Origin of the sequence: Nocardioides sp. NPDC006273, assembly GCF_040613495.1 — a bacterium.
Classification (GTDB): domain Bacteria; phylum Actinomycetota; class Actinomycetes; order Propionibacteriales; family Nocardioidaceae; genus Nocardioides.
The window spans coordinates 35,074-47,490 of record NZ_JBEXSD010000005.1 but is presented as its reverse complement, the minus strand read 5'-3'; the positions used below and the strand labels follow the sequence as shown (position 1 = coordinate 47,490).

The window sequence follows — 12,417 nt, the reverse complement described above, 5'->3', positions numbered from 1 at the left end:
GGTTGGAGCCACCGTGGTCAGGCGTCCAGCCCGTACTCGATGATTCGCGTCGGGGTGATCCTCAGGATCTCGCGTGACATGCCTTCCATCGGCGGATCGATGTCGGTGATGGCCTCGGCGGTGCCGCGGATCTCGACCATCCGTGGCTGCCAGGGGTTGGTGGACTTCAGGTCGTCGACGACAAATGCGACCTGGGCGTGCTTCTGGGCGTTCTTGAACTTCCTGGACTTGCCCATCTCATAGCCGCCGATCAGGATCCGGTGCTCCTCGTCGACCTTGAACCCGACGGGGTTGTTCTGTAGGCCCCCGTCGGGTGCCAGGGTCGCGAGCCTTCCCAGCGGTTGGGTGCGAAGGTAGCGGAGCTGCGTGTCGGTGAACTTCATGACTCCAGCGTGGGTGCTCATGTCGAGTTGAGGTCAACCCTTCTCCGGATCGGCGACGTCGCGACCCTCGCTTCGGTCAGAGTGCGCCAGGTCGATCTCCGGCGTACGGGCGTCGCCCCAGGGCCAGGCCGAGCGCGATCATCCCCGCGCCCAATACCAGATGAAGCCAGTTGTCGGCGTCGTTGAGCGGGACGAAGTTCGCGTTGCTACCGTGATCGATCAACAGGCCGTAGATCCACAGGATCAGGTAGATCGCCCCGCCTGCGATCAGGTAGCCACGGGCTCCGTTCCAGGTGGTTGCCAGGACGAGGCCGGCGATCCCGAACAGGAGATGCACGATGTTGTGCAGGATCGACACCTGGAAGATGCCGAGGAGCATGGCGCTGGACTCGTGGCCGGCGAAGGTCATCGAGTCATAGTCGGTGGTGACGCCCGGGATGAACCCGAGGACTCCGACGAGCAGAAACGTCGCGCCCACGACCGTCGCCGCGATCTGCAGCGGAGTTGCGGTCATGGACCGATAGGCAGTGGTGTCAGTCATGCCGAGAGCGGTACCCCGTTTGCCGGGCTGGTATGTCGTGCCCGGGGAATCGACCGTGTGCTAGCCAGGCGGAGGCGTGTCGAGGCCTTCGCTGAGGAAACCTCGCATAGCGACTGTTTCTTCGTTTCAGGGTTCGCCGCCGACCCTTCCTCGAGTGTTTCTCGATCAGCCGCCGCCTCAAGGACGCCCTTCGGGCGCCGGCTTCGCCGGCCGCTTCGCGGTCCTTGACCCGGCACCTGATCGAGAAAGATTTCGCCTATATCGGGGCGGCGGCGGGGGTGTGGCGCGGAGTTCAGGTTGCTTGTCGCTGACTGCGTAAACTGCGGCTGACCAGCCCAAACAGGTAGCACTGTGGTGCTGTTTAGCATATAATCAAGCGTATGAACGAGACCGTCGACCAACTCCTCACCGGGCCGCCCCTGGGCGCGTCCGAGGGTGAGCTGGTCGACTGGATCAGCCGGCTCGAAGAGATCAAGTGTGTCGCTGAGGCAGTCCAAGCAGAAGCAGCCGTACGCCTCGATGAGGCCGTCCGGGCACGGCAGGCCGAGGCAGGAGTGCCGGCACGGAAACTGGGTGAGGGCGTCGCCTCCCAGATCGCGCTCGCCCGGCGAGTCTCACCCGCCAAGGGCGCCAAGCTGCTCGGGCTCGCGAAGATCCTTGTTGCAGAGATGCCGCACACCTTCGCGTTGATGAGAGCCGGCCTGTTCTCGCAGTGGCAGGCCACCATCCTCGCCCGCGAGACCGCCTGCCTGTCAGTAGAGGACCGCCGGGTCATCGACTACCAGCTCTGCGCCCTCGGCCTGGACGGTGAACCGCCGGCTGTTGTGGTCATGGGGTTGCGGCAGCTCGAGAATGCGGCCAAGAAGCTCGCGATCACCCTCGACCAGGAATCCGTGGTGGCCCAGGCCGCGAACGCGGAGAAGGACCGCCGGGTCAGCCTCCGGCCCGCACCGGACACGATGACCTGGCTCGGGGCCCTGTTGCCGGTCAAGGACGGCGTCGCGGTCTTCGCGGCACTGGACCAAGCAGCCAAGGCTGCCCAAGCTGCCGGCGACGAGCGGTCCCGCGGTCAGGTCATGGCCGACACCCTCGTCGACCGCGTCACCGGACGCGCCACCGTCGAGGACGGTGCGGGGCCTCGAGTCGAGGTCAAGATCGTCATGACCGCCGATACGCTCGCCAACGACACCGACCAGCCGGCCATGGTCGAAGGCTACGGACCCGTTCCTGTCACTTGGGCGCGCGAAGCACTCAGTGACGCCGAGGTGTTCGTCCGTCGGCTCTACGCCGACCCCGCCGGCCAGCTGATCGCGATGGAATCCCGCTCCCGCAAAGCACCCGACAGCCTCGCCGAGTTCATCACCACCCGCGACGGCGGGATCTGCCGCACCAACGGCTGCGACGCCCCCATCCGCAACATCGACCACGCCCAGCGCCACGCAGATGGCGGCACCACCAGCGGCGCGAATCTCCAAGGGTTGTGTGAGCGGTGCAATCAGGCCAAGGAAGCGCTCGGCTGGCAGGCCAGACCCGGACCCGACGGCAGCATCATCACCATCACACCCACCGGCCACACCTACCTCAGCCCACCACCCGAAACCTGGCAACCGGACCCGCCACCACTGTCTCGGGCCGAGTTCACGCTGCGCGACGTACTCCTGGACCACGATCTCGCCGCATGAGGCGGTGGCCGGCCGATGAGCGCTGCTATGCGGAAGTCTTGCGTCCGGAACCTTGCTTAGCCTGACGGGCATGACCTGCATCGACACCACCCGGCCGGTCGACATGACTCCTGTCATGGACGAGACCGGGACGCTGCTCAGCACGCTCGACCGCATCCGGCGTACGTTTGCCTGGAAGTGTGGCGGCCTCACCGATGAGCAGCTGCGCCAGCGGCTGGAACCCTCGGAGATCACGATCGGCTGGCTGCTCAAGCACCTCGCCTTCTGCGAAGACCACTACTTCACCGCAGTCCTCGCAGGCAAGGGCTACCCCGACGTCTGGGACCGCTACGACCTGAGTCTGGAGGACTGGGATCATCGGACCGAGTCGGAGGACACCGCCTCCGACCTGATGGCGCTCTGGGAAGGAGCGGTGGCCAAGTCGCGCCGTGCCATCACCGAGGCCCTTGCGGTCGACGGCTGGGACACCGTCGCGCCCAACCTTGAGTGGGGTGTGGAGGCCAACGCCCGCCGCTACGTCGCCGACATGATCGAGGAGTACGCGCGTCACACCGGTCACGCCGACCTCATCCGCGAGTCCATCGACGGTCTCGTCGGCGAAGACCCGCGAGACGGTGAATGAGATGGCCGGGATCAGGGGCGCCACAGGATGGATCGGTGTCAACCTCGCCTGCACCGACCCGCCCGCACTCGCCAGTTTCTATGCGGACCTGTTCGGCTGGGAGGTCAGCAGCTCCGAACCGACGTACGCCACCGTCCTCATCCGTGATCTGTCAGGCAACGCAACTCACAGCAACCTCGCCTTCGAGTTCGACCGCCATTACCGGCCGCCGGTCTGGCCGAGCGATCCCGAAGACCAGCAGCAGATGGTCCACCTGGACATCGGAGTCACGGACCTGGCTGCGGCAGTCGAGGACGCCGCTGACCTGGGTGCGCAGCTCGCAGACTTCCAACCTCAGGACGACGTACGCGTCATGCTCGATCTCGAGGGTCATCCCTTCTGCCTCTATCTCGATAAGAGCTGAAGGCCGTGGAACTGTGCCGCCGAGCACGCGGCGCCGACGTACCGTGGCGCCATGAACGAGGTGACAGCCGAGGAGCTGGCCAATGAGACCGAGATCGTGATCGACCGGGCGACGCGCGGCGAGTCGATGGTCGTGATGGACAGGGGGCAGCCGATAGCGCTGCTTCTGCCTCCGCCGAGCGAGCGTGCCGTCGCGGACTCGAGTGATTTCCTGGGCTGATCCTGTTGTCAGCCCAGGGCGACCGTGAGGGCGAGGAGCATCGCGGGATCGTCGAGCCGATCGCCGTACACGTCGCGTATCTGTCCCATCCGATAGCGGACGGTCTGGGGGTGGATGAAGAGCTCGTCCGCGACGTCCTCGCGCCGGCCCTGGTGGAGGAGCCATGAGCGCAGCGTCTCGGTGAGCTTCTCGGCGGTGGCTGGACGCAGGTCGGCCAAGGGGGCGAGCACCTGGGCGCGGAGGTCCTCGCGGGCATCGGAGTCGGCGGACAGCACCAGCTCGACCAGGTGCTGCTCGGTGTCGGACCCGAGATCCGCGAAGTGGACGCGGCGGGCGCGCTCGTAGGAGACCCTGGCCTCGCGCCACGGTTTGGCCGGCCCGACCACGGCCCGACGACCTTCCAGTGCCTTCATCAGGGGCCGCCGACGGTGGCCGTGGGCGTCGGGGACGAGCAGCAGGGTGTGGTCGCTCAGATCGCGCAGGTCGTCGAACTCCAGCGTGGACTGGTTGACCTTGGCGAGGAGACTGCCGACCTGGGAGTTCGGCACGAGCACGGCGGTCAGCGTGCTGGGGGGAGTCCACTCGGCGCGCGCGGCGGCGTCATCGAGCTCCTCCGGGGTCGTCGCCTCGGCCAGCAGCCTCCGGGCCAGGCGCTCGCGCAGCTGGCGCTGCACGCGTCCGGTGGTGGCGCGTTCGTCGGCATGTCCGGCGGCCGAGGCCTCCGAGATCTCGTCGATCCAGGCGAAGACCAGCGCGGAGAACTCGACCAGCATCGCCGGTTCCATCCCGCCTTCGACGGCCTTGCTGGCGAGCTGCCTCCAGGCGACCCTGGCCCCGATGCGATAGGCGGCGAGCAGGGCCTCCATCGTGCGTCCGCTCCTGGCCTCGCCGCGCCCGAGGTCGTAGGCGCCCTGAAGTGCCGGCGGGGTGGCGGCCGACACGTCGGCAGCGAGGCCGGCGCCGGAGGCGAGCGACAGGAAGCCGCCCAGCGCGACCCCGACCGCGGTTCGGATGGTCTCGCCCATGTGTCCGGAGAGCGCGTCCTGATAGGGCGGCACCTCGGCGATGACCGCGGCCACCACATCCTCCCCGACCTGGGGGAGCACCTCTCGGATCGAGGCGATGACCTCGGGGGTCAGCTGGACGTCATACGATGAGAGTTCAGGGATATCTCGGGAACTTTTGTTCGTCACGTACAAATCCGCCTATCAGATTCACGTCGCTAACACAGGAGTTTACCTCGAATAAGTAGCACCATGGAGACATGGTTGAGATCTCCACATCCCCCGCCTTGCTCTCCCCGAGCAAGGCCAGGCGCCCCGCGCTGCGGGAGCGACTCTCGCGCAAGGCGTGGGAGCTCGCTGAGACGATCGCTACTCCATTGGCCCCCGCCGACTACCTCGACCTCTTCAACCCGCTCCGGCCCGGCGCTGACCTGCGCGGACGCATCGTGAAGGTCACTCCGGAGACCGCCGACGCGGCCACCATCGAGATCAAGCCCGGCGCGGACTGGGAGGGCCACACGCCCGGCCAGTACGTCCGCGTGGGCGTCGAGGTCGACGGCGTACGCCACTGGCGGGCCTACTCGCTGACCCACGGTCCCCGCAAGGACGGCCTCATCTCGATCACCGTCAAGGCTGTCCCCGACGGCAAGGTCTCCAGCCACCTGGTGCGCCGTCTGCGCCCGGGCAGGATCGTCCACCTCGAGCAGGCGGCCGGCGACTTCGTCCTCCCCAGCGACCTGCGCGGCCACAAGTTCCTGATGGTCACGGCCGGCTCCGGCGTGACGCCGGTCATCGGGATGCTGCGCAACCTCTTCCCGGTCACCGACGAGGGCGTCGTCGAGCACCAGCGCCTCGACGTCACCGTCGTGCACGTCGCCCCGAGCCGCCCCGACTCGATCTTCATCCGCAACCTCGAGTCCCTCGAGGAGGCCGGCGCGATCCGCCTCATCACCCGTTACACCGGCTCCGAGGGGCGCCTCGACCTCGACGCCCTCACCGAGCTCGTCCCCGACCTGAAGGAGCGCAGGGCGTACGCCTGCGGTCCCGCCGGTCTCCTCGACACCCTGCAGTCCTGGTACGACGCCGAGGGCCTGCCGCTCCAGACCGAGCAGTTCCGCCTGGCCACCGTCGTGACCAGCGAGGGCGGCACCGTCGCCTTCAAGGGCAAGACCGTCGATGCCGCTGGCGACAAGCCGATCCTCGACGCCGCCGAAGAGGCCGGCGTCCTGATGCCGAGCGGTTGTCGTATGGGCATCTGCTTCGGCTGTGTGCTCCCGATGAAGGAGGGCGCTGTCCGTGACCTCCGCAACGGTGAGCTCACCGTCGCCCGACCCGGTGAGACCGGGCCCCAGGGCGTCCCCATCCAGACCTGCATCTCCGCCGCCGCCGGCGAGTGCGTCATCGACCACCCCGCCTGATCGACCCAGCACGAGAGCGAGACAGACATGACCATCGCACCCGAAGCCCCGGCCTACACCGGCCCCATCGCCCACCTCAGCCGCGAGGACGTCGAGCAGCTCGGCCGCGAGCTCGACGCCATCCGCCAAGACGTCCTCGACACCCGTGGTGAGCGCGACGCCGCGTACATCCACAAGGTCATCAAGGTCCAGCGCTCCCTGGAGCTCGGCTCCCGCGCGGTCCTCCTGGCGAGCATCTTCCCGCCGGCGTTCGTCGTCGGCACCGTCGGTCTCTCGATCGCCAAGATCCTGGACAACATGGAGATCGGCCACAACATCATGCACGGCCAGTGGGACTGGATGCGTGACCCGAAGATCCACTCCTCCGTGTGGGAGTGGGACAACGCCTCCACCAGCGAGGGTTGGAAGCACTCCCACAACGAGCTGCACCACACCTACACCAACATCGTCGGCAAGGACAACGACCTCGGTTGGGGCATCATGCGCGTCGACGAGGAGCAGCGCTGGACGCCGGCGACGCTCAGTCAGCCGCTGATGAACTTCATCAACATGTGCATCTTCGAGTACGGGATCGCGGCCTACGACCTCGAGCTCGGCAAGATGCGCCGCCTCAAGAAGAGCGGCCGTGACATGCCCGAGGGCTGGCACGAGATGGCACGCAACACGGTCAAGAAGATCCGCCGCCAGGCGTTCAAGGACTACGTCGCGCACCCGCTGGCCTCGATGGTGACGCTCTCCGGCCCGACCACGCTGCTGGCCAACGTGACCGCCAACTTCGTACGCAACGTCTGGACCCACTCGGTGATCATGTGTGGTCACTTCCCCGAGGGCGTGGAGACGTTCGAGCTCAAGGACATCCCCGAGAACGAGACTCGTGGCGAGTGGTACGTCCGCCAGATGCTCGGCTCGGCCAACATCTCCGGCTCGAAGTTCCTGCACCTGATGTCGGGCAACCTGTCCCACCAGATCGAGCACCACATCTTCCCGGACCTGCCTTCGAACCGCTACGCCGAGATCGCTCCCAAGGTCCGCGCGCTGTTCGACAAGTACGGCCTGAACTACCACACCGCGCCGATGCCGCAGCAGGTCGCTTCGGCCTGGCACAAGGTCCTGCGCCTCTCGATGCCCAACGGCTTCTTCGAGTCCACCAACGTGCGCAACGCTCCCTCGCAGTTCGGCAAGCTGGTCAAGGCCGTCCGCGGCGACACCCGCACCCGCCGGCGCATCCTGAAGGAGTTCGAGGCTGCCGGTGCGGCCTCGGTCGGCAAGGCTGTCTGACGCTTCCTGCTTCCCGGCGGCTGGATGTCCACACGGTGACGAACCTCGTATGGACATCGTCCGCCGGGAGCGGTAGACAACTAGCCACTATGGAGAACGAGTTGATTCCCGGCACCGGGTCACAGACCGCGGTGCGCAGCTATGTGACCGCCAACCAGCCGAACTCCTCGGCGCTCGCCGACGGTCTGTGGGTGCTGCCTCCCGACGTGCTCTCCAGCGGTGACCGCGCGGTGCTCTTCGACCAGTACAAGCTCTACGTCGCCGAGGCGGAGCGGCTCAGCGTGCGACGTACGCTCACCAGCGCCTTCCTTTTGGTCCTCAACATCGGGCTCCTGGTCGCCGGCACCGTCCTCGTGGCCAGCTCGCCCGAGCAGCCTTGGCTCTTCACCGTCGCCCTGATCGCCGCCCTCGGCACCTGCCTCGGCTGGTTCTGGATCATCCGCTCCTACCGGCAGATGGCGAGCGGGAAGTACTCCGTCATCTTCCACCTCGAGAAGCAGCTTCCCGCGGCGCCTGGTGTCGCGGAGTGGTCGGCGGTCGGCCTGGGGCGCGACAGCTCGCGCTACCTGCCGATGAGCAACATCGAGGTGTGGGCGCCCGCGCTCTTCGGGTTCTGCCACGTCGCGACGTACGCCCTGCTCTACGTGCCCTAGATGATTGATGCGCGGTCTGACCGGCCGCTTCGCACTCGGCATCCGCGCTCGCGGCGTTGCCGCCCCTCGAAAGACAACCGGTATTCCTTCGAGGCGGCGCCTTGCGAGCGCGGCGCCGAGCGCGAATCGGCTCGCCCAGCCCTTGCGTCAATCATCTAGGCGAGCACCCTCACCTCGAGCGGGATCTCTCCGTCCGGCCCGACGGCGTAGGCGATTCCGTCGGGCCGCTCGCTGATCGCCTCGACCAGCTCGCCGTCGCGCCACAGCAGGGCGACGCCGTCGTCGGCTGCGTAACCGGCCGGCAGCGCCCCGGAGCCGACGAACCGGACGTACGTCTCGCGCCGGTCCGCCTCGCCGAGGTAGTGCGGGCAGAACGAGCCGGGAAGGAAGCCCAGGCCGTCGGGGAGTGGAGCGGTCGGGCCGAAGGAGTCGGTCGAGGAGGCCTCGTACCAGCAGTTGGCGCCGGCCGAGATCCCCGCCAGGATCGTGCCGCCGCCGGCGGCCTTCTCCAGCAGAGCGGGCAGCCCGTGCAGTCGCCAGATCGCCAGCAGGTTGGCGGTGGACCCGCCGCCGACGTAGACGATGTCCTGGTCGAGCAGCTGCTCGAGGTCGTTGATCGGGAGCTCGTGCCCTTCGGGAGCCTTGTTGAACAGCGACAGCACCTTCGCCTCGGAACGCTCGGCGTAGGCGGCGAGGAACTTGTCGTGATAGCTGTCGGCGTCCCCGCTCGCGGTGGCGACGAAGCAGACCTTGGGCCGCTCCTTGCCGCTCAGGCTGCTCAGGTGCGCATCGAGCGGCGAGAAGTCTTGCCCGTGCACCTCCGGCATCGAGAAGCCGCCACCGCCCATGGTCAGGATCGTTCCGCGCATGGGGTGAGTGTAGGGACACGAAGAGCCCCGCCGAACTGGGTTGTCCGGCGGGGCTCCTGAGGTGTGACGGCTACTTGACCCTGACGGTCACCGTCTCGGTGATCGCCTCGTTCTTCCGGTCACCCGAGTAGGCCACCTGGTAGGTGTGCTCGCCTCGGCGGGCGCGGAAGGTGGCCGTCTCGTCCTTCTTCAGACGGAACCGGCCGACGCGCTTGCCGTCCTCGGTGACGACGATCTCGCCAGAGGCGCGCTTGCCGTCGACGGTGATCTCGACCTTGCCCTTCTTCGGCGACTCGGCGGTGATCTCCGGGACGGCCTTCTCGGTGCAGTAGCTCACCGAGACGTTGTCGATGGCCCAACCCTCGACGCCGTTGCAGCCGTCACGACCCATGTCGAAGCGGAACTTCACGGTGTCGCCGGCGTCGGCGACCGCGTCCAGGTCGACGATCGTCGTGCCCCACTCGCCGGTGAACTTGCCACCGTCGGTGCCGGTCCAGACCGGCTGACCCTCCAAGTAGCCGCTGCCGTCGCCGAGCGTGCCGCCGGGAGCGTTGAAGAGGTACGCGGCCTGGTCGACGAGCGCGAAGTCGCCGCCGTTGACCGACACCTTGACGTTGCCGCCGTCCCAGCCGGCCTCGGTGCGTACCGAGTGGTCGAACGTGAGGCGCGGCGTCTGGCCTGCGGGCACGGTGATCTCCGGGGAGATCAGGCCGTTGCGAGAGGTCAGGTCGTCGGGGTCGTTCGGACCACCGCAGGAACCGACGTCCGCGGGGTCAGGGCCCCAGGCGACTCCGGTCTCGTTGCCCTCGATGTCGGAGCGGGCCTCCCACGGGAAGCCGTTGCCGCCGTTCCACGCCTCGGCGTCCTGGGACCAGCCGCTGAGGCCGTCCTCGAAGGTCTCGGTGTAGGTGGAAACCTCGTTGGTGCCCTCGCCGCAGATGGCGGGGGTGTCCTGGTCGAGCAGCGGACCGAAGTTGCACTGGACGGGCTCGTCGGCGAGCTCGGTGGCCGTGTTGGCCGCAACGACGGCAGCACAATCAGCGGCGGTGATCGGCTCGAGAGCCGGAGCCTCGGCCGCGCCACCCGGGGTCTCGCCGCCGCCGGATTGCGGTGTCGAGGTGCCGAGGGTGAGCTTCTTGAGGTTGGTGGCCCCGGCCAGGTCGGCGCACGAGGTGACCATCGCCTGGGCGTACTCGGGGAAGCCCGAGGTCGGCGTCAGGTAGTTGGTCTGGGTGTGCCAGATCAGGTTGGCCGCCTTGTCGAGGCCGATGCTCGGCACGGTGACGTCGTTGTAGGCGCCGCCGTCCACGAGCAGGGCGAAGTGGTGGTTGATGACGCCGGAGTTCGAGTGCACGCCGCCGGCGTCGGTGGTGTCGCAGTGGTACTCCTCGTCGGAGACCTTGCCCGGGTCGCCGTAGCAGGTCGGGTTCCACATGTCGCGGATCGCGCCGCCGAAGGCGGTGGAGTCCTCACCCACCAGCCAGCGCTCGGACTCGGCGGTGTTGGCGGTCTGCGAGATCGTCGCAGTCGCCGAACCGGACGTACGCACCTTCTCGCCGTGTGCCATGTCGATCATGACGCCGGGAATCGTCGAGGTGCCGCTCATCGAGCCGGGCGCCGCAGCGGTGTTGTTCCCGACCACGAGGCCGGCGGCACCGGCCGCGACCGCGTTGTCCGCCTTGATCTGGAAGGAGCAGGTGCCCCGGTCGACGTAGGCCCACTTGCCGGCCACGTCGGCGGCGTTGGAGTACGCGGTGCAGCCGTCGGTCTCGGACGGGCCCTCGGTGTTCGCGGCGTCACGGGCGACCACGAGGTTCGCGTTCACCGGCGTGGCGAACGCGTCGGGTGCAGTCCAGGAGGCCGACGCCACCTGGCAGAGCCCCGCGATGTCCTCCGGCGCGGTGATCTCGAACTTCACCCGCGCGGGCGACGAGGTCGAGCAGGCGTCGTCGGAGCGGATCACGTCGTCCGTGGTGTTCTCGCGGGTGTTGAGGAAGTCAACCGCGTTGCCCCACATGTCGGAGTACGCCTCGTTGAGCGCGCCCGACTGCCACTGGTAGATCAGGCCGGAGGTGTGCTCGGTGTAGGCGTGGCCCCACTCGTGCGCCACCACGTCGTCGGAGGTGACCCCGGAGCAGTAGTTGGTGGTCGCGCCGTTCCAGTTGGCGTTCGGGCACGAGATCGCCGGGTCGTTGTTGACCGTGACCATCTTCGCGCCGGAGCCGTCGTAGGAGTCGCGGCCGAAGGTGTTCTTGTAGAGCCAGTAGGACTCGCCGGTGGTGGCGACCTCGTTGGCCTGGTCCTGGTCGAGCGTGCCGGGGAAGGCGTCGTTCTCGAGCCAGACGGTCGCGTCGTCGCCGGTGTCAGGGGTGTTGTGCTTCTCGATCAGCTCCCGCTCGTTGGCCGAGTGGATCATCGAGTAGCGGTTGACCGGCTTGCCGTTGGCCGCGTCGAGCACGACGGTCTCGCGCACGGTGGACTTGTTGGACACCTCGATGACCCAGGCGAGCAGGCTCTTGCCGCTCACGCCCTGGGCGGCGCCCATGCGGTAGACGTTGAGGTCGGCCTTGACCACCTCGACGCCCGACGTGTTGACCTGACTGTCGGCGTGGGCGTCGGCGGGCTTCGCCTTCACGAGGTCGAGCGCCTTGGCGCTCGCCTTCTCCTTCGACCACTTCGGGGTCGTGCTGAGGTCGAGCGACGGGGCGGCGAAACCGTTGACCGAGGTCAGGTCGCCGGCCTTGTCGACGTGAGCCTTCAGGACGCCGCCGAAGACCGGCACACCCTCGTACTCCTGCTTGAACTCGACGGTCCAGCCGGCGGGGTTCGTGGTGACCTTCGACTGGTCGAGCTGGTCGGCCTCGGCCCCGAAGACGGGGGCATACTTGTCGAGGTACTTGCGGGCCTTGGCGGCCGCCTCCGACCTGCTGTCGGCTGCGACGTCGGGCAGTAGGTCACCCTTGGTGGATACGAAGCCGATCTGGCCGGTGGCACCCTCCTTCTTGAGTGTGACCGTCTTGTCGGCATCGGCCCTGAGCTGGTCGATGGCGCTTGAATCCGGCTGTGCGGCGACGGCTGCGATCGGTGTGACCACCATGCCCGCCGCGACGAGTGCAAGGCTGATTCCTTGCATTCCGAGCTTCACGGTTGCTCCTCTCGGGATTGCGCCGCGTCAGGTCGCGGCGCCTTCGCATCGTAGAGAGATTTGCATCACACGGGCGTGCAAACGGGTATCACAAGTCCAAAACGATTCGATTCCGGACGGCTCGCGCGCGGCTCAGGAGCGGCCTCAGGGGCGATCTAAGGTAGTTTCCCGATGCGCGGGACTACCTCAGGCGCAGATTC

General features: G+C 67.5%; 12 protein-coding genes. 7 read left to right on the top strand and 5 right to left on the bottom strand.

The annotated features are described in order from the left end of the window. Positions 1-17 precede the first annotated feature (17 nt). Both ABZZ22_RS03775 and ABZZ22_RS03770 read right to left on the bottom strand, forming a co-directional pair. Positions 18-383: a PPOX class F420-dependent oxidoreductase gene (locus tag ABZZ22_RS03775; RefSeq protein ID WP_354926952.1), complete on the bottom strand. Its 366-nt coding sequence runs from the start codon at positions 381-383 to the stop codon at positions 18-20. Positions 384-459: 76 nt separating this feature from the next. After that, positions 460-924, bottom strand: a complete 465-nt coding sequence (locus ABZZ22_RS03770) for a DUF4383 domain-containing protein (RefSeq protein WP_354926950.1) — start codon at positions 922-924, stop codon at positions 460-462. A 380-nt stretch (positions 925-1,304) separates the two neighbouring features. Between ABZZ22_RS03770 and ABZZ22_RS03765 the strand changes: the two genes are divergently transcribed. The 4 genes from ABZZ22_RS03765 to ABZZ22_RS03750 all read left to right on the top strand — a co-directional run bounded on the left by ABZZ22_RS03765 (position 1,305) and on the right by ABZZ22_RS03750 (position 3,850). Then, on the top strand, positions 1,305-2,606 hold the full coding sequence (locus ABZZ22_RS03765; RefSeq protein ID WP_354926948.1) for a DUF222 domain-containing protein: 1,302 nt from the start codon (positions 1,305-1,307) through the stop codon (positions 2,604-2,606). Between the two features lie 70 nt (positions 2,607-2,676). Beyond that, positions 2,677-3,228: a DinB family protein gene (locus ABZZ22_RS03760; protein WP_354926946.1), complete on the top strand. Its 552-nt coding sequence runs from the start codon at positions 2,677-2,679 to the stop codon at positions 3,226-3,228. A 1-nt stretch (position 3,229) separates the two neighbouring features. After that, positions 3,230-3,631 carry a VOC family protein gene (locus tag ABZZ22_RS03755; RefSeq protein WP_354926944.1) on the top strand — a complete coding sequence of 134 codons (402 nt, stop codon included), beginning with the start codon at positions 3,230-3,232 and terminating at the stop codon, positions 3,629-3,631. Positions 3,632-3,682: 51 nt separating this feature from the next. Further along, on the top strand, positions 3,683-3,850 hold the full coding sequence (locus ABZZ22_RS03750) for a hypothetical protein (RefSeq protein WP_354926942.1): 168 nt from the start codon (positions 3,683-3,685) through the stop codon (positions 3,848-3,850). Between the two features lie 8 nt (positions 3,851-3,858). Here the strand turns inward: ABZZ22_RS03750 and ABZZ22_RS03745 are convergent, their stop codons facing one another. After that, a complete protein-coding gene (locus ABZZ22_RS03745; protein WP_354926940.1) occupies positions 3,859-5,043 on the bottom strand; it encodes a helix-turn-helix domain-containing protein in 1,185 nt (394 codons plus the stop codon). Between the two features lie 71 nt (positions 5,044-5,114). On the opposite strand from ABZZ22_RS03745, the gene ABZZ22_RS03740 reads away from it, so the two are divergent. From ABZZ22_RS03740 to ABZZ22_RS03730, 3 genes are all read left to right on the top strand, one after another. After that, the gene (locus ABZZ22_RS03740; protein WP_354926938.1) at positions 5,115-6,272 is read left to right on the top strand and encodes a ferredoxin reductase; all 1,158 of its coding nucleotides are present in this window, start codon (positions 5,115-5,117) and stop codon (positions 6,270-6,272) included. 27 nt (positions 6,273-6,299) lie between these two features. Further along, complete coding sequence (locus tag ABZZ22_RS03735) at positions 6,300-7,550, top strand: acyl-CoA desaturase (protein WP_179660043.1); 1,251 nt, start codon at positions 6,300-6,302, stop codon at positions 7,548-7,550. A gap of 89 nt (positions 7,551-7,639) precedes the next feature. Next, the gene (locus ABZZ22_RS03730) at positions 7,640-8,203 is read left to right on the top strand and encodes a hypothetical protein (RefSeq protein WP_354926936.1); all 564 of its coding nucleotides are present in this window, start codon (positions 7,640-7,642) and stop codon (positions 8,201-8,203) included. Positions 8,204-8,358: 155 nt separating this feature from the next. Here ABZZ22_RS03730 and ABZZ22_RS03725 read toward each other — a convergent pair whose 3' ends face one another. Then, a complete protein-coding gene (locus ABZZ22_RS03725) occupies positions 8,359-9,072 on the bottom strand; it encodes a peptidase E (protein WP_354926934.1) in 714 nt (237 codons plus the stop codon). 70 nt (positions 9,073-9,142) lie between these two features. Continuing rightward, positions 9,143-12,217: a M4 family metallopeptidase gene (locus ABZZ22_RS03720; protein WP_354926932.1), complete on the bottom strand. Its 3,075-nt coding sequence runs from the start codon at positions 12,215-12,217 to the stop codon at positions 9,143-9,145. Positions 12,218-12,417 lie beyond the last annotated feature (200 nt).